The sequence below is a fragment of the Streptomyces sp. NPDC058758 genome (assembly GCF_042746075.1).
GTDB lineage: Bacteria > Actinomycetota > Actinomycetes > Streptomycetales > Streptomycetaceae > Streptomyces.
Window position 1 is genome coordinate 1 of record NZ_JBHYPS010000006.1, and the last position, 16,735, is coordinate 16,735.

At 75.7% G+C, this 16,735-nt stretch carries 17 protein-coding genes; 11 read left to right on the forward strand and 6 right to left on the reverse strand.

The window, feature by feature from the left end; all coding sequences use genetic code 11:
- Window positions 1-299 precede the first annotated feature (299 nt).
- Complete coding sequence (locus ACFW6A_RS09790) at window positions 300-980, reverse strand: ScbR family autoregulator-binding transcription factor (RefSeq protein ID WP_351850094.1); 681 nt, start codon at window positions 978-980, stop codon at window positions 300-302.
- A 127-nt stretch (window positions 981-1,107) separates the two neighbouring features.
- Between ACFW6A_RS09790 and ACFW6A_RS09795 the strand changes: the two genes are divergently transcribed.
- From ACFW6A_RS09795 to ACFW6A_RS09810, 4 genes are all read left to right on the forward strand, one after another.
- The gene (locus ACFW6A_RS09795; protein ID WP_386639702.1) at window positions 1,108-2,055 is read left to right on the forward strand and encodes a ScbA/BarX family gamma-butyrolactone biosynthesis protein; all 948 of its coding nucleotides are present in this window, start codon (window positions 1,108-1,110) and stop codon (window positions 2,053-2,055) included.
- 45 nt (window positions 2,056-2,100) lie between these two features.
- Window positions 2,101-3,072: an NAD-dependent epimerase/dehydratase family protein gene (locus tag ACFW6A_RS09800; protein WP_386639705.1), complete on the forward strand. Its 972-nt coding sequence runs from the start codon at window positions 2,101-2,103 to the stop codon at window positions 3,070-3,072.
- Between the two features lie 77 nt (window positions 3,073-3,149).
- Complete coding sequence (locus ACFW6A_RS09805) at window positions 3,150-3,914, forward strand: SDR family NAD(P)-dependent oxidoreductase (RefSeq protein WP_386639708.1); 765 nt, start codon at window positions 3,150-3,152, stop codon at window positions 3,912-3,914.
- A 44-nt stretch (window positions 3,915-3,958) separates the two neighbouring features.
- The gene (locus tag ACFW6A_RS09810; RefSeq protein WP_351850101.1) at window positions 3,959-4,564 is read left to right on the forward strand and encodes a TetR/AcrR family transcriptional regulator; all 606 of its coding nucleotides are present in this window, start codon (window positions 3,959-3,961) and stop codon (window positions 4,562-4,564) included.
- On the opposite strand, the gene ACFW6A_RS09815 is transcribed toward ACFW6A_RS09810, so the two are convergent.
- The 3 genes from ACFW6A_RS09815 to ACFW6A_RS09825 form a co-directional block, all read right to left on the reverse strand.
- Window positions 4,565-5,779, reverse strand: a complete 1,215-nt coding sequence (locus ACFW6A_RS09815; protein ID WP_351850103.1) for a sensor histidine kinase — start codon at window positions 5,777-5,779, stop codon at window positions 4,565-4,567.
- Window positions 5,780-5,901: 122 nt separating this feature from the next.
- Complete coding sequence (corA, locus tag ACFW6A_RS09820) at window positions 5,902-6,993, reverse strand: magnesium/cobalt transporter CorA (RefSeq protein ID WP_351850104.1); 1,092 nt, start codon at window positions 6,991-6,993, stop codon at window positions 5,902-5,904.
- 55 nt (window positions 6,994-7,048) lie between these two features.
- A complete protein-coding gene (locus ACFW6A_RS09825; protein ID WP_351850106.1) occupies window positions 7,049-8,386 on the reverse strand; it encodes a D-arabinono-1,4-lactone oxidase in 1,338 nt (445 codons plus the stop codon).
- Between the two features lie 205 nt (window positions 8,387-8,591).
- Between ACFW6A_RS09825 and ACFW6A_RS09830 the strand changes: the two genes are divergently transcribed.
- Complete coding sequence (locus ACFW6A_RS09830) at window positions 8,592-9,842, forward strand: amino acid deaminase/aldolase (protein ID WP_351850108.1); 1,251 nt, start codon at window positions 8,592-8,594, stop codon at window positions 9,840-9,842.
- Window positions 9,843-9,955: 113 nt separating this feature from the next.
- Window positions 9,956-10,576 (forward strand): TetR/AcrR family transcriptional regulator, encoded by a 621-nt coding sequence (locus tag ACFW6A_RS09835; RefSeq protein ID WP_386478735.1) that lies wholly within the window; start codon window positions 9,956-9,958, stop codon window positions 10,574-10,576.
- Window positions 10,577-10,655: 79 nt separating this feature from the next.
- Here ACFW6A_RS09835 and ACFW6A_RS09840 read toward each other — a convergent pair whose 3' ends face one another.
- Complete coding sequence (locus ACFW6A_RS09840) at window positions 10,656-10,865, reverse strand: twin-arginine translocase TatA/TatE family subunit (RefSeq protein ID WP_351850110.1); 210 nt, start codon at window positions 10,863-10,865, stop codon at window positions 10,656-10,658.
- A gap of 169 nt (window positions 10,866-11,034) precedes the next feature.
- Here ACFW6A_RS09840 and ACFW6A_RS09845 point away from each other — a divergent pair, with 169 nt between their 5' ends.
- The 5 genes from ACFW6A_RS09845 (at window position 11,035) to ACFW6A_RS09865 (ending at window position 15,603) form a co-directional block, all read left to right on the forward strand.
- Window positions 11,035-11,472, forward strand: a complete 438-nt coding sequence (locus ACFW6A_RS09845) for a BlaI/MecI/CopY family transcriptional regulator (protein ID WP_351850111.1) — start codon at window positions 11,035-11,037, stop codon at window positions 11,470-11,472.
- A 4-nt stretch (window positions 11,473-11,476) separates the two neighbouring features.
- Window positions 11,477-12,421, forward strand: a complete 945-nt coding sequence (locus ACFW6A_RS09850; protein WP_351850112.1) for a M56 family metallopeptidase — start codon at window positions 11,477-11,479, stop codon at window positions 12,419-12,421.
- Window positions 12,422-12,735: 314 nt separating this feature from the next.
- Entirely contained in the window at window positions 12,736-13,611 is an 876-nt protein-coding gene (locus ACFW6A_RS09855; protein WP_351850114.1) for an alpha/beta fold hydrolase, read from the forward strand.
- Between the two features lie 186 nt (window positions 13,612-13,797).
- Entirely contained in the window at window positions 13,798-14,589 is a 792-nt protein-coding gene (locus ACFW6A_RS09860) for a DUF4239 domain-containing protein (RefSeq protein WP_351850115.1), read from the forward strand.
- Between the two features lie 129 nt (window positions 14,590-14,718).
- Window positions 14,719-15,603: a YhjD/YihY/BrkB family envelope integrity protein gene (locus ACFW6A_RS09865; RefSeq protein ID WP_351850116.1), complete on the forward strand. Its 885-nt coding sequence runs from the start codon at window positions 14,719-14,721 to the stop codon at window positions 15,601-15,603.
- A gap of 2 nt (window positions 15,604-15,605) precedes the next feature.
- Here ACFW6A_RS09865 and ACFW6A_RS09870 read toward each other — a convergent pair whose 3' ends face one another.
- Window positions 15,606-16,610, reverse strand: a complete 1,005-nt coding sequence (locus tag ACFW6A_RS09870) for a LacI family DNA-binding transcriptional regulator (RefSeq protein WP_386639717.1) — start codon at window positions 16,608-16,610, stop codon at window positions 15,606-15,608.
- Between the last annotated feature and the right edge of the window lie 125 nt (window positions 16,611-16,735).

The window sequence follows — 16,735 nt, forward strand, 5'->3', positions numbered from 1 at the left end:
GCCGCCGCGAACGGAGCGATCTTCGCCTCCGCCAGCGCACGCACCGACTCCCGGAGCATCTCGTGCTCCTCGGAGGTCCGGTACAGGTCGAAGTCCTTGCCCATGGTCTTGAGCTCCCTGGAAATGCTGGTGGCACCGGACGTCCTCGCGGCACCTGGCTTGTGGCACCCGGAACCGTCCACGGCACCGTATATGGCACTGAGTACCCTCAGCAAAACACACTCAGTGCCATGACGCCAGAGCGCCCCGACGGCGGACTGCCGTCGGGGCGCTCTACGAGACCGAGCGGTTGGTTTTTCCTAACTCTCCGCATCCGCGGTGTCGGCCTCCTCGCGGCGCCGCCGGGACTCCTCGTACTCGGCCGCCAGCCGCCGCGCCCGCTCCTGGGACATGTCGAGCCCGGTCAGCACCGCCGGGGTGCTGATGCTGGGCAGCACGTGCTGGAGCAGCACGACCACGCGATGGGTCAGGTCGTCGCGGTCGCAAACCACCTGTGACATGGTCTGGATGCCCGCGAACGCGCCGGAGAAGAGCTCCGCGGTGTCCAGCACCTTCACGTGGGGCAGGATCTCGCCCCGCGCCTTGGCGACCGTGAGGGCCTCCGCGACCTGGTCCACCCACGCCTGGAACGGCGCCGCGCGGTCCACGCCCGCGGCGCCGCTGTCGAGGGCGAGCGCCACGCTCGCCTGGACGAGCGAGTCGGTCTGCAGCCGGTGGGCGAGGAGGAAGCCCTGGTCCACCAGCTCCTGGAGCTTCACGTCCTGCGGGGTCAGGGGCTCGTCGAGCAGCTGGGCGCCGAGCACTCCGAGGGCGAGTTCTTCCTTGGAAGCAAAGTGGAAATAGAGCGCGCCCTTCGTCACCCCGGCGCGCGCCAGGATTTCTCCGATCGTCGCCCGCTCGTAACCGCGCTCCGCGAAGACCGCCGCCGCCGAATCGAGAATGAGCCGCCGTGTCCTGATCGCCCGCGCTTGCTGCGCCAAGGTGCCTCCTGCTGTCTCGCTGTCCGTGCTCACCCTGTGACGTGAAGCATTGAAAAGAAAACCGGGTTGTACGTATTCTACGCGCGGCCTAACTCGGCGAAGCTCGATGGGTGATGCAAGGGGAGTCATGGATCAGAACTTTCAAGGGCTGTCAACTCCCGTCCCCGGAGAATTCGTTCACCGTGCCGATCCCGCCGACATCCTTCCCGTCGATTGGGCCCGCGTCACGGAGAACCGGTTCTCCGTGACGGCGCGCTGGCCCGCCGCCCACCCGTATTTCGTACCGCGGACGGGGGACCGGTACGACCCGCTCCTGATCGCCGAAACCATGCGACAGGCAACCATGCTGGTCTGCCACGCGGAATTCGGGGTACCCGAGGACGATCAGTTCGTCATGTGGGACCTCGCCTACAGCGCCGACGCCGGGGAACTGGCCCGTGACGGAAGGCCGGCGGAGATCACCGTCGACCTCCTCTGCTCGGACATACGCACCCGGGGGCGCGGACTGCGCGAGATGCGCACCTCCCTCGTCCTGCGCCGCGACGGCCGCCGGATCGCCTCCGGCGGGGGCGGCATCAACTGCACCTCGGCCCCCGCCTACCGCAGGATGCGGGGCGCCAGGCTCGCCGCGGCGGACCGTCCCGTCCCGCTGCTGCCCGCCCTGCCCCCGCACACCGTCGGCCGCGACCGGGAGAAGGACGTGGTCCTCGCCCCCGGCGACACCCCGGACCGCTGGAGGCTGCGGGTGGACACCACCCACCCCACCCTCTTCCGCCGCGCGAACGACCACGTCCCCGGGATGCTCCTGCTGGAAGCCGCCCGCCAGGCCGCCGTGGCCGCCACGGGCGACCCCGCGCTGCTGCCCGTCGGTCTCGACGCCCGTTTCCACCGCTACGCGGAGCTGGACGAGCCCTGCTGGTTCGAGGCCGAGGTCCTGACCGGGTTCGACCGGAACGCCGTCACGGTCCAGATCCTGGCCCACCAGGGCGGCGCCGCCGTCCTCGACTGCACGCTCACCTCGCCGACGCGCGTCCCGGCGGCCTCGCGCACCCCCGCCGTCCTCGCCGCCGGCTGACCGCCCGCCCCGCCCCGCCACCGCCCGCACCGACCGGAAGAACCCATGGGAACCCGCCTCCTCGTCACCGGCGCCACCGGCTTCATCGGCGGCCGGGTCGCCGCCGCGGCCGCGGCCCACCCCGACCTCGACCACGTGCGCCTGCTCGTCCGGAGCCCGGAAGCGGCCGACGCCGCCGCGGCGCGCGCCGCCGGACCCGGCGGACCGGTCGTCGAGACGGTCCGCGGCGACCTCCGCGACGCCGCGAGCCTGCGCCGGGCCTGCGAGGGCGTCGACGCCGTCGTCCACTGCGCCTCCGCGATCGGCGGCGAGGAGGAGGAGCTGCGGTCCGTCAACGAGCACGGCGCCCGGGACCTCGCGGCCGCCGCCGCGCGGGCCGGCGTCCGGCGGATCGTCGCCCTCAGCACCGCCTCGGTGCACGGCCGGGGCCCCTTCCGGGCCGCCGACCCCGCCGGCCTCCCGCTCGCCCCGGGCTCCGCGACCAGCCGGTCCCGGGCCGCGGGGGAGCGGTACGTCCTGGACGCCGGCGGCACCGTGCTCCGGCCCCACCTCGTCTACGGCACCGGGGACCGGCAGGTCGTCCCCGGGCTGCTGAAGCTGCTGGCCGCGCTGCCCGGGCCGCTCGCCGACGCCGGCTCGCTCCACTCGCTCGTCGAGGTGGACAGCCTGGCGGGCGCCCTGCTGGGCGCCGCCCTCTCGCCGGCCACCCGGCCCGGCGCGTACGGCGTGGCCCACCCCGACCCGGTCTCCGACGCCGAACTCCTCGCCGCCGTCGAGCCGCTGCTGCCCGAGGCGGTGCGGGCCGCCCGGGGCCCCGCCGTGGAGCTCGCCGAGGCCCGCGCCCTGCTCGCCGGGAACCCGGTCGCCGCCCACCACCTGGAGCTGTTCGGCGTCGACCACTGGTTCGCCGACGAGCGCCCCTGGACCGATTTCGGCCGCGGCCCGGGCCCCGCCTTCACCGCCGCCTTCCCCCGCCACCTGGCCTGGTACCGGGAACTGCTCGCCGCCCGCGGCTGAGCCCCCCCGCGTCCCGCGGCCCCTTCCGCACCCCCGCACCCACGCACCCACCCACGGCACGAGGCAGGACACATCCCATGGCCCGACTGGCAGGCAGGACCGCGATCGTCACCGGGGCGAGCCGGGGCATCGGGCGGGGGATCGCCGAGCGGCTGGGCCGCGACGGCGCCCTCGTCGCCGTCCACTACGGCAGCGACGAGGGCGCCGCCGCCACCACCGTGGAGTCCGTCGTGGCGGCGGGCGGACGGGCCTTCGCCTTCGGCGCCCGGCTCGACCGCCCCGACGCCGTCGACACCTTCTACGCGGCCCTCGACCGGGGGCTCGCCGGGGCCGGCGCAGGACCCGAGGTCGACATCCTGGTCAACAACGCCGGCGCCAGCGGCTCCGGCCGGCTCCACCAGCTCACCCCCGAGGTCTTCGACCGGCTCTTCGCGGTCAACGTGAAGGCGCCGCTCTTCCTCGTCCAGCGCGGCCTCGACCGCTTCCGGGAGGGCGGCCGGATCGTCAACATCTCCTCGCTGACCTCCCGGCACGCCTATCCCGAGTCCGTCACCTACGCCATGACGAAGGGCGCCCTCGACACCATGACCCTGGCCCTCGCCAAGGAGCTGGGCCCGCGCGGGATCACCGTCAACACGGTCGCCCCCGGCTTCGTCGCCACCGACATGAACGCCCGCCACCGGGCCACCCCGGAGGCCGCGGCGGCGCTCGCCGCCCACGCCGTCCTCGGCCGGATCGGCACCCCCGGCGACATCGCGGACGTCGTCGCCTTCCTGGTCTCCGACGACGCCCGCTGGATCACCGGCCAGTACCTGGAGGCCGGCGGGGGCTCGGGGCTGTGAGGCCCGGTCCGATCCGCGGGAGCACCGCCTAAGGTGGGGGCACCATGACCAGTTTCCGTGAGAGCGTCCGGTCCCTGCTGCGCGAGCAGGTGCTCGACGCCGCCTACGAGCTCGTCGCGGCCGACGGGTGGGGCATGCTGCGCATGACGGCCATCGCCCGGGCCGCGGGGATCAGCCGCCAGACGCTCTACAACGAGTTCGGGTCGAAGGAGGCGATCGGCGGGGCGCTCGTCCAGCGGGAGCTGGAACGGTTCCTCGTGGGGATCCAGGGGGAGCTGGACGCGCACCGGGGGCACCTGGAGCGGGCCGCGCGCGCCGGGGTGGGCTACACGCTCCAGCAGGCCGTCGACAACCCGCTGATCAAGAGCGTGCTGCTGGCCGCGCGCGGCGGCGAGGACGCCGACCTCCTCACGTACCTGACCACGCGCACCGACCCCGTCTTCGGCACCGCGATGGCCCTGCTCGACGCGTACGCGGTCGAGGCCTGGCCCGACGTGGACGAGGAGTCGCGGGGGCTCGCCGTCGAGACCATCGTCCGGCTCACCGTGAGCCACATCGTCCAGCCGGTCGCCGAGCCCGGGGAGTCGGCGCGGCGGATCGCCCGCATCACCGCCCGGGTCGCCTACCCGGGCGGGCCGCCCGAGGTCTGATCAGGCCCCGCCGAGCGGGACGGCCGCCGACAGGACCGTGCCCTCGCCGGGCGCCGACTCGACGGTGAGGGTGCCGCCGAGCTGACGGGCCCGGGTGCGGATGGCCGGGAGGCCGTGGCCGCGCACGCCGTCGCCGTCGCGGGCGGCCGCCGGGTCGAAGCCCCGGCCGTCGTCGGCGACGTCGAGGACGACCTGGTCGTCGAGGTAGGTGAGGGTGAGCGCGGCGGTACGGGCGTCCGCGTGCTCCCGCACGTTCGCCAGCGCGCCCTGCGCGATCCGCAGGAGCGCCGACTGGACCCGGTCGGGCAGCCGCCGGGCGGGGGCGCCCTCGATGTGGCAGCGGACGGCGAGGCCGTCCGTGGACTCCCGCCGGGCCAGGGTGCGCAGGGCCTCGTCCAGGCCGCCGCCGCCGGCGAGGTCGGCGGGGGCGAGGTCGTGGACGAAGCGGCGGGCCTCGGTGAGGTTGTGCTCGGCGATCGCGGTCGCGGCGCGCACGTGCCGGTGGGCCGTGTCGGGGTCCGACCGCCAGGTGCGGTCGGCGGCCTGGAGCAGCATCTGCTGGCTGGACAGGCCCTGGGCGAGGGTGTCGTGGATCTCCATGGAGAGCCGCTGCCGCTCGGCGAGGGTGCCCTCGCGCCGCTCTGTGGCGGCGAGTTCGCGGCGGGTGCGGACGAGGTCCGCGATGAGCGCGCGCTGCCGCCGGGTCTGCTGGTCCATGCGGACGAAGACGGCGACGCAGATGGCGGCGACGGCGGGCGGGGCGAGCAGGAGGTCGAACTCGAAGCGCCCGGCCAGCCGCAGCTGGGCGGTGACCGAGACGACCGTGAGCAGTCCGACGAAGCCCGCCGCCACCGGCGGCCGCAGGTGGCGCAGCCCGAGGTAGAAGAGGGGGATCGAGCACCAGGCGAAGCTCGGCGCCAGGAAGACCAGCGCGATCCAGACGCCCGAGCAGGCCCCGAGCCACAGGTGCCGGCGGGTCCGGTCGGGGGAGAGCGCGGGCTCGGCCACGTACAGCGCGGCGAGGGCGGCGGCGAAGGTGACCACCCAGGGGGCGATCCCCTCGCCGGTGTGCCGCATGAGGAAGCGGGTCAGCGAGGAGCCGAGCAGCAGGAAGAAGCCCGCGTGCAGCAGGACCCGGAACCAGCGGGCCTCGTCGTCCGCCGCCCGCGCCTCCTCCTCCGGGCCCGCCCCCTCCGTGCCGTCCCACCGCGCCATGCCGTGCCGTACCTCTCCGCCCGCTGATCGGATGAACGGAGCAAACCTCTCATATCCCCAGGCCGGGGCGCGCTCGGCCCGGCGTGGGCGCGCGGACCGCGGGCGGGTCGCACCCGCTCCCCCTACAGCCAGCCGTTGCGCCGGAAGCCCCGGTGGATGACGTAGCAGGCCACCGCGATCACCCCGAGGACCACCGGGTAGCCGTAGGTCCAGCGCAGCTCCGGCATGTGCTCGAAGTTCATGCCGTAGACCCCGCACACCATCGTCGGCACGGCGACGATCGCGGCCCAGGCGGTGATCTTCCGCATGTCCTCGTTCTGCGCGACGGTGACCTGCGCCAGATGGGCCTGGAGCACCGAGTCGAGCAGGGTGTCGTAGGAGGCGACCTGCTCGGTCACCCGCGCGAGGTGGTCGGTGACGTCCCGGAAGTACGCCCGGATCTCCGGGTCCACCAGCGGCATGGGCCGCGTGGCGAGCGCCGTCAGCGGGCGGGCCAGCGGGGCGACGGCCCGGCGCAGTTCCAGCAGCTCCCGCTTGAGCTGGTAGATCCGTCCCGCGTCGCGCCGGTCCGTCCGGTCGGAGAAGACGGCGTTCTCGATCGCGTCGAGGTCGGTCTGCACCGAGTCCGCGACGGCGAGGTAGTCGTCCACCACGTGGTCCGCCATCGCGTGCAGCACCGCAGAGGGACCCTTGGCCAGCTGCTCGGGCACCGCCTCCAGGGCCTCGCGCAGCGGCCCGAGGGAGCCGTGCCCGCCGTGCCGGATGGTGATCACGAAGTCGGGCCCGACGAAGGCCATCAGCTCGCCGGTGTCCACCACCTCGCTGGTGGCGGTCAGCTCCTCGTGCTCGACGTACCGGACCGTCTTCAGGACGGCGAACAGCACGCCGTCGTACTCCTCGACCTTCGGCCGCTGATGGGCGTGGACGGCGTCCTCGACCGCCAGCGGGTGCAGGCCGAAGAGCTCGGCGAGCACCGTCAGCTCCTTCTCCGTCGGCTCGTGCAGGCCGATCCACACGAAGCCGTCCCCGGTGCGGCGGACCTGCCGCAGCGCGTCCTCCGCCGTCGTGCCGCGGACCGTCCGGCGCACCCCGTCGACGTACACCACGCAGTTGACGACCGCGCTGCCGAGCGGCGAGCGCGCCGGATGGCTCAGGTCCACCGTCCGCCGGTAGGTCCGGCGGACGGCGGTGCGCAGGCGCTGGATGACGGACACGGCGGTACTCCTTCGGCAGACCGGGGGCCAGTGTGCCACCGCCCGGGGCCGGGGATCAGCCCCTGGCGGGAGGTGCGCCGAGGACCCGGTCGAGGTACGGGTTGGAGAGCACCCCGGACGGGTCGAGGGAGTCCCGGAGGGCCACGAAGTCGTCGAACCGCTCGTAGCGGGGACGCAGCTCGTCCGCGCCGAGGCCGTGCATCTTGCCCCAGTGCGGCCGGCCGCCGTAGGAGCCGAGGATCCGCCCGCAGGCGTCGAAGTACCGGCGGTACGGCATCCGGTGGTACTGGTGGAAGGCGATGTAGCAGCTCTCCCGGCCCTGCGCGGTGGAGAGCCAGACGTCGTCGGCGGCCGTGAAGCGGACCTCCAGGGGGAACGACACCGGCTCCCCGTGGGCGTCGACCCACGCGCGCAGCTCCCGCAGCGCCTCGGCCGCGTGCTCGCGCGGGATCGCGAACTCGCCCTCGTGGAAGCGGACGTCGCGCGCCGAGGCGAAGACGCGGTACGCGTGGTCGGTCCAGCTCCGGGAGGACATCGCGCGCGCGGCGAAGCGGGTGATCGGCGGCACCAGACGGGGCACGCGGGTGCCGAGCCGGTTCAGCGCCTCGAAGCCCGGACCGCTCACGGCCTCGTCGAGACGGCGGGAGAACGCGCCGACGGGGGAGAGGGGGGTGTCGCCTGGGAGCCGGCGGAAGCGGCGGGTGAGCGTGGTCTCGCTGTGCGGGAACCAGAAGAACTCGAAGTGGTCGTTCTCCTCGACCAGTTCATCGATCCGGCCGAGGGTCTCCGCGACCGGCATGGACGCGTCCCGGGCGTGCAGGGCGTAGAGCGGGACGGTCTGGAGGGTGACCCTGGTGATGATCCCGAGCGCCCCGAGCCCGACCCGGGCCGCCGCGAACAGCTCGGGCCGCTCCTGCGGCGAACAGACCGTCACCGACCCGTCGGCGAGGACGAGTTCGAGCGCGCGCACCTGGGTGGCGATGCCGCCGAAGCGGACGCCGGAGCCGTGGGTGCCGGTGGAGATCGCGCCGGAGACCGTCTGCCGGTCGATGTCGCCCATGTTCTCCAGCGCGAGGCCGTGCGAGGCGAGCAGCGGGTTCAGCTTCCACAGCGGCATGCCCGCGCCGACGGTGACGAGCCCGGTCTCCGGGTCGACCGCGTCCACCGCGTCGAGCAGGTCGAGGCGGAGCTGGACGTCCGGTGCGACGGCGACGCCGCTGAAGGAGTGGCCCGAGCCGACCCCCTTGACCCGCAGCCCGTCCCGCACCGCGTCCTTGACGGCCGCCGCGACGGCCCCGGTGTCCGCCGGGCGCAGCACCCGCCGGGGGCGGGCCTCCTCGTTCCCGGCCCAGTTGCGCCAGACGGTGTCCGTGCCGTGCTCGCTGCTGCTCATGCCGGGCGGTCCCTTCGGGTCGGCGGGCGGTGGTCCTGGGTTACCGCCGGTTCTCGTTGTCCGGAAGGGTGGACTTGGACGTCCGTCCAAGTCAAGGGTCCCGGAGGGTTGACTTGGACGGGCGACCAAGAGACCGTGACGGCGTCGCCACCGGTCCCGGAGAAGCCCGCGCCTTCCCCGACGAGGTCACGAAAGGCCGCCCACCATGGCAAGCGCCCGCCCCGACGCCGCAGCGGCCGCAGCCGCCGCGCCCGCCCCGCGCCCCGCCGGCTTCGCCGACCTGGAGAAGGCGACCGCCGGACTCCAGCCGCCCTTCGCCGTCGTCGACCTCGGCGCCCTGCGCGCCAACGCCGCCCAGATGGCCCGCCGCGCCGGCGGCAAGCCCATCCGCCTCGCCAGCAAGTCGCTCCGCTGCCGCGCCCTCATCGGCGAGGTCCTGGACCGCCCCGGCTTCTCCGGCGTCCTCGCCTTCACCCTCCCCGAGGCCCTCTGGCTCGCCGCCCACGACCCCGCCGCCGACGTCCTCGTCGGCTACCCCACCGCCGACACCGACGCGCTGCGCCGCCTCGCCGCCGACGAGGACGCCGCCGCCCGGGTCACCGTCATGGTCGACTCGCTCGAACAGCTCGACCTCCTCACCGCCGCGATCGGCCCCTCCGGCCCGCCGGTGCGCGTCTGCCTCGACCTCGACGCCTCCCTCCGGCTGCTCGGCGGCCGGGTCCACCTCGGCATGCGCCGCTCACCGCTGCACGCGCCCGGCCAGGCGGCGGCCCTGGCCCGCGCCGTCGTCGCCCGCCCGCGCCTGCGGCTCGTCGGCGTGATGGCGTACGAGGGGCAGATCGCCGGCGTCGGCGACGACCAGCCGGCCCAGCCGCGCCCGATGCGCACCGCCGTCCGCGCCGTCCAGCGGCTCTCCGCCCGCGAGCTGCGCGCCCGCCGCGCCGCCGCCGTCCGCGCCGTCCGCGAGGTGGCCCCGCTGGAGTTCGTCAACGGCGGCGGCACCGGCAGCCTGGAGACCACCTCCGCCGAAGAGGCCGTCACCGAACTCGGCGCCGGCTCCGGGATCTACGCCCCCGCCCTCTTCGACCACTACCGGGGCTTCGCCCCGCTGCCCGCCGCCTACTTCGCGCTGGCCGTCGTGCGCCGCCCGGCCCCGGGCCACGTCACCGTCCTCGGCGGCGGCTGGACCGCCTCCGGCGCCCCCGGCCCCGACCGGCTCCCCGTCCCCGTCCACCCGGCCGGCCTGCGGCTGCTCGGCGCCGAGGGGGCGGGAGAGGTGCAGACCCCGCTCGCCGGACCCGCCGCCGACAGCCTCCGGATCGGCGACCGCGTCTGGTTCCGGCACGCCAAGGCGGGCGAGCTGTGCGAGCGCGTCGACACCCTCCACCTCGTCGAGCACGACCGGGTCGTCGACGCCGTCCCCACCTACCGCGGCGAGGGCATGGCCTTCCTGTAGCGGCTCCGGGGCGCGCCCGCCCCTTCCCGTCGCCGGGCCCCCGGGCCGCCCGCCGCGGTACGGTGACCCGGCCCCGCGCCCCGACCGCACCCCCGTCCCGAGGAGCCCGCCCCATGCCCCGACTCTCCGCCGCCGAGCGCCGCGAGCAGCTGGCGGAGGCGGCGATCCGGGTCATGATCCGCGACGGCGTCGCCGAGACCACCACCCGCGCCGTGGTCGCCGAGGCGGGGGTGCCGCTCGGCGCCTTCCACTACTGCTTCCGCTCCAAGGAGGAGCTCCTCCAGACCGTCATCGAGCGGATCATGGAACGGAACCTCCCGCCGGCCGGCCTCGCGCACGCGGCGGGCGCCACGCCCTTCGAGCGGATCCGCACGGTCCTCCACGCCTACTGGGAGCAGGTCCTGGCCCGCCCGGCCGAGCACCTGGTCACGTACGAGGTCACCCAGTACGCGCTCCGCCGGCCGGGCCTGGCCGACCTGGCCCGCCGCCAGTACCGGCACTACCTGGACGTGAACCGCGCCCACCTGGAGTCGATGGCCCGGGCGGCCGGCCTCGCCTGGACCGTGGACCCGGCGGTCCTCGCCCGTCACGGCCTCGGCGTCCTCGACGGGCTCACCCTCGCCTGGCTGGTCGACCGCGACGACGCGCAGGCACTGGCCGCGCTCGACGAGTACGCCCGCTACCTGGCCTCGGTCGCCGCACCGCTCCCCGCGCCCGGGGAACCGGGGGCCTGAGGACCTGCCGTCCGGGCAACCAGGGGCCCGAGGGCCCGCTGTCCGGGACGGGACGGGCCGGGCGGCGCGGGGCCGCCGGTCAGCGGTCCTCGGCGGCGGCCGGCGTCTCCTTGACCGTGTAGGTGGCCGCCGGCTCCCGGCGGGCCCCGTCGGCCTTCATCTCCCGCGCCTCCGCCTTGAGGATCCGGGACGCCTTGCCGGCGTTGCGCGCCAGCTCCGGCAGCTTCTTCGCGCCGACCACCAGGGCGACGACGACCAGCAGGATCGCGATCTCGCTCAGACCGAACATGGGGGCACTCCTGGCGGGGTCGGGCGGGGCGGACGGGCCGGGTCCCGGCGGGGCCGGACCCGGCCAATCTACAGGGACGTAGAAGGACCGGGTAGGGTCGCCCCCCCGAACGATGAACGGCACCCGGGTGGCCCGGACGAGCGGCCGGGAACGGGAAGGCGGACGACGGATGAAGAAGCGGGACGCCGAGGGGGCGGAGCCCGCCGGGGCGGTGCGCCGGCGCGGCCAGGGCGAGCTGGAGGCACAGGTCCTCGCGGCGGTGCGCGCCGCCGGGGGGCCGGTCACCGCCGGCCTGGTGCGGGAACGGCTCGGCGGCGGACTCGCCTACACCACCGTCATCACCATCCTCACCCGCCTCCACGCCAAGGGCGCCGTCGCCCGCGAACGCGCCGGCCGCTCCTTCGAGTGGACCGCCGTCGCCGACGAGGCCGGGCTCGCCGCCCTCCGCATGCGCAGGCTGCTCGACGGCGAGGGCGACCGGGAGGCCGTCCTCACCCGCTTCGTCACCACCCTGCCCGCCTCCGACGAACAGCTCCTGAGGGACCTGCTCGCCCGCGTGGAGGCGGAGGACGCGGCGGAGGGGGACCGGCCGGCGGGGGAGGGCTGACGCCGTGGGGGTCTTCGTCTTCCTGCCGCTCGTGCTGCCGCTGACGGCCTGGCCCGTCGCCCGCCTGGCCGAACACCACCTCCACCCGCGCACCGCGACCCGCCTGCTGACCGCCGTCGCCGCCGTGCTCGCCGTGTGCAGCACGCTCTGCCTCGCCCTCCTCATGGTCGTCGGCACCGCCCAGCTGCCCGGCAACCCGCTCCCGGACGCCTGGTCGGACCCGGAGGTGCGGGCCGCCCTGCCGTACGACGAACTCGCGGGCCGGGCGGCGATCCCCGCGCTCCTCGCGCTGGTCGCGGTCTGCGCCCGGGTGCTGCTGCGCCACCTGCGCGTCCGCCGGCGGGCAGCCCGCGCCCTCGCCGGGCTGCCGGACACCCCGGTCGCGGTCCTGCCGGACCCGGAGCCGTACGCGTACGCCCTCCCGGCCGCCGCGCGCCGCGGCCGGGGCCGGGTGGTGGTCAGCCGGGGCATGCTCGCCCGGCTGGGCCCCGCCGAACGGCGGGCCCTCTTCGCCCACGAACGGGCCCACCTGGCCGGCCGGCACGACCGGCTGCTGCTCGTCGCCCGGCTGGCCGCCGCCGCCAACCCCTTCCTGCGCCCGCTGCGCACGGCCGTCGCCTACTCCGCCGAGCGCTGGGCGGACGAGGAGGCGGCGGGACGGGTCGGCAGCCGGCGGGTGGTGGCGCGGGCCATCGGCCGGGCGGCCCTGGCCTCCGGCGGCGCGGGCCCCGCGACCCTGCCGGCCTTCGCCGTCGCGGGACCCGTGCCCCGCCGGGTCGCGGCCCTCCTCGCGCCGCCGCCCCCGGCCCCCCGCGCCTGCCCGCCGCTCTTCACCGCCGTCGGCCTCGCCCTGTGGGGCGCCGTCTTCGGCGTGGCCGTCTCGGCCCTCTCCTCCGCCAACTCGGCGGTCACCCTCTACGCCGTCCTCAGGGCCGCGACCCCGCTCTAGGGAGGCCCCGCCGGGCCGGGCCGGTTCGTTGCGGCGGACGCGCCCCGGCCACGGGGCCGGCGGGAAAACCGGTGGGGCGGGGCGGCGGGGGCGTCTAGGCTCGGCCGCATGTGTTCCGTCATCCAGAACTTCCGGGCGATCCGGCTCCGTTCCGCGCGCTGACCGCGGTTCCGGCCCCTCACGCGGGCGCGCGCTCCGGCGCGTGCCCCGTCGCCCCGTGCCCGTGCGCCGTCGTGTCACGGGCCGCCCCGGCGTCCGCCGGTCCCGAGGTCCACGTGTCCACCGTTACGCCTCAGGATGACGAGGAACCCCTCATGCGCATCGACGCGCGCCCCACCTTCGTGTTCGTGCACGGCGGCTCCAGCAACGCCCGTGCCTGGATCCCGCTCCGGAACGAGCTGGCCCTGCGCGGCCGGCGCTCGTACGCCGTCGACCTGCCCGGTCACGGCGACTCGGCCACCGGCCCCGCCGCCTACCACGGGCACGGCCGCGACCGCGAGACCGCCCTGGCCCGCGAGAGCTCACCGATGGACGGCGTCACCCTCGCCGACAACGTCCGGCACGTCGTCGGCGTGCTGCGCCGGCTCGCCGCGCACGGTCCGGTCGTCCTCGCCGCCAACAGCCTCGGCGGCCTCACCCTCACCGCCGTCGTCAACGCCGCCCCGGACCTCGTCCACCGCGCCGTCTACCTGTCGGCGCTCTGCCTCGCCGATCCGGCGATGCTCACCGAGCCGTGGGGCGTCGTCGACGAGAGCCTGCTCGACGCGGCCGTCGCCCGGATCGCCGTCCCGTACGGGGCGCCGGGCGGCGACCCCGGCGTCGTCCGCCTCGACTGGCGCCGCGCCCACGCCGACCCCGAGACCTTCGCCGCGCTCAAGGCCGCCGTCATGGCCGACGCCCCCGACCCCCTCTTCCGGCACTTCCTCGACTCCCTCGACGCGGACGAGAACCACGGCGTCATGGAACCCGCCGCGGTGATCCGCCCCGAGGCGTGGCGCCGCGTGCCCCACACCTACGTCCGCCTCGCGGCCGACCGCAGCCTCACCCCGGCCGTGCAGGACCACATGATCAGCGCGGCCGACGCCCTCACCCCCGACCGCCCCTTCGACGTCCACACCCTGCCCACCTCGCACGTCGGCTACGTCAGCCGGCCCGCGCTCTTCGCCGACCTGCTCACCCGGCTGAACTGACCCCGGCCCGCCCGACCGGGCCGGGCCCCGCCGGCCCGGTCGTCCCCGTGACCGCCGTACTCCCCGCGGCGGTCGACGGGGCGTTGGGCGGGGTCACCCGATGGGGTGTACTCGTGCCGTGCGCCGGGGGCGTGCGCCCGTGGGACGGTCCGGGGCGGGTGCGCCGGGTGCCTAGACTCCGCGCCCATGTCGCTCTGGCTGCTCAACCACCTCAGCTCCTTCTCCCTGGCCGTCGTCCTCGTCGGCGGGACGGTCGCGTTCGCCGTCGCGGGCAGCGTGCTGCTCCGCCGCCGCCATCCGTCGCTCGCCGACGGGGAGCACAACGACATGGTCGGCGTCACCCTCGGGATGTTCGGCGCGATCTACGGGATCATCCTCGCGTTCGTCATCGTCACCCTCTGGACCCAGCTGGAGAGCACCCAGACGATCGTCGCCGCCGAGGCCACCGACCTCGCCCTCATCGCCCGGGACGCCGCCGCCTTCCCGCCGCCCGTCCGCGCCGACCTCGACACCGCCCTGAGCGACTACGTCCACACCGTCGTCGAGCGGCAGTGGCCCCTGATGCGGGAGGGACGGCCGCAGTACGGCGCCACCGAGCGCAGCCTCGTGAAGGCCTTCGAGGTGCTCCAGGCCTACGACCCGAGGACCCCGCGCGAGGAGGTCTTCTACGAGGAGGCGGTCGGCCACCTCAACGACGTCGCCGCCCAGCGCCGCGCCCGGATCACCATGGCCCAGCAGGAACTGCCCCCGCTGCTCCAGGTGCTGGCCTTCGGCGGCGCACTCGTCCTCGTCCCGCTGACCTTCCTGTACGGGATGCGGCGGCTGCGGATCCAGGTGCTGTTCGTCGCCTCGGTCGCCGCGCTGATCGGCTTCAGCCTGCTGCTCGTGCTGGTCCTGGACCGGCCCTTCGCCGGGGAGCTGAGCGTCAGTCCCGCCCCGTTCAGGGAAGGCGCGCTCGCCCGCTACTGGGGGCCGTGAAGGGCCCCGTCCGGGTGTCGCCGAGTGGCCGGGCGGCCGCCGGTGCCGTCTCATGGCGGGGAGCGTCCGCGCGGGCGGCGGGCCTCCCGCACGCGGCGGGGAGACCGGCGAGGCGGGGCGGGAGGCGCGATGTCGTGGAAGCAGCGGGTGCGGAGCCTCCGGGCCGGCGCCGAACGGCGCTTCCCGGTCGTGACCGAGCTGACCGAGCGGCTCGTCGACAGCAGCCTCCTCGACGCCGGCACCCGCCTCGCCGCCCAGGCCTTCCTCGCCGCCGTCCCGCTCCTCTTCGCCGTCGCCGCCTTCGCCCCCGCCTCCGTCCGCGATCAGCTCCGCGAGTCCCTGCGCTCCGTCTTCGGCCTCACCGGAGCCTCCGCCCAGGAGCTCCAGAAGGTCCTCGACCAGTCCGCCGCCGAGGAAGTGCGGGAGACCACCGGAGCCGTCGGCGCCCTGATCGCCCTGATCTCCGCCACCAGTTTCAGCCGCGCCATGGCCCGCGTCTGCGAGCGCGCCTGGGGCCTGCCGAAGGCCGGCACCCGGATCGCCGCCTGGCGGTGGGCGGTCTGGCTGCTCGCCCTGCTCCTCGTCGTCTTCCTCCAGGCGCCGATCCGCGACGGCTTCGGCGCCGGCGGCTGGCTCGGCCTCCCGCTCCTCTTCGTCGTCTCCACCGGCGTCTGGCTCTGGACCCAGCACCTGCTGCTCGCCAAGCGCGTGCCCTGGCTGCCGCTGCTGCCCGGCGCCCTGCTGGGCGCCTTCGCCTCCACCGTGCTCGGCGTCACCGCCCGCCTCTACATGCCCGGCGCGCTCAACCGGGCCCTCGCCGAGTACGGCTCCCTCGGCCTGGTCCTCACCCTGCTGTCCTGGCTCATCGTCGTCTGCGCCGCCCTGACCTTCGCCTTCACCATCGGAGCCGTGCTCGCCCGCGAACCCCCGCTCCGCGACCTCCTCGGCACCGGCCGGATCCACCCGGCGGGCGCCGCTCCGGCTGCGCCGCGGGAGAGGGCGCCCGACGGGTGACGTCAGGCCCCGGGCCGGCCGCCCGCGCGCGCGGTGCTGTCCCCCGGGACCAGGGTGGGCAGCAGCGGCCGGGGGCGGCCGCCGGGCGGGGCGGCGGCGCCGAGGGCGAGGTCGACGGCCTGACGGGCCATCTCCCGCTTGGGGAGGACCACGCTGGTGAGGGCGGTGCCGGAGAGGAGGCCGGCGGGGGTGTCGTCGTGGGCGACCACGGACAGGTCGTCGGGGACGGTGCGGCCGAGCGACCGGGCGGCCTCCACCGCGGCGACCGCCAGGACGTCGTGGGTGGCGAAGAGCGCCGTGGTGTCCGGCCGGTCCCGCAGGGCGTCGAGCGCCGCCACGAGACCCCCGCGGAAGGTGGGTTCGGCCGCCGTGCGCACGGCGTCGGCCGGCAGCGCGACGCCGTCCTCGCGGAAGGCCCGCAGGAAGCCGGCCGCGCGGACGGCGTGCGCGGGGCTCGCGAGGACGAGGGCCCGCTCGTGCCCGAGCGCCCGCAGGTGCCGGCCGGCGAGGTGGCCGCCGTGCTCGTAGTCGACGGTGACGACCGGGAAGCCGTCCGGCAGGGCCGCCTCCCAGGCGCACAGCACCACGGGGAAGCGGGCGTCCGCGAGCAGCGGCAGATGGCCGGTCAGGTCCTGGTCCCCGGCGATCAGCAGGGCGTCCACGGAGCGGCTGGCGAGCGCGGTCAGATGGCGCCGGGCCCGCTCCCCGTCGAGGCGGGTGGTGCACAGCAGCAGCCGGTACCCGCGCTCCTCCAGGGCGTCCTCGACCTCCTCGACCACGTCCGCGTAGAACGGCGCCGAGACGGTCGGCACGAAGAGGCCGACGGTGCGGCTGCTGCCGGTGGCGAGGGAGCGGGCCACCAGATTGGGGACGTAGCCGAGTTCGGCGATCGCGGCGCGGACCCGCGCCTCCGTCGCCGGGCGCACCGCCACCCGTCCCGTGACGACGTTCGAGACGGTCTGCTTGGTGACGCCCGCCCGCTCCGCCACGTCCTGCATGGTGACCATGACGCCCCCGTCGTACCCGCCCCGCCCGCCGTTCCCGCTCGGCTCGCAACGTAACCGGGCCCCCACCTGCGGTCAAGGCGCCGGTGGCCGCGCCCCGAGGGCCGTCCGGACGGTCAACTCCCTTG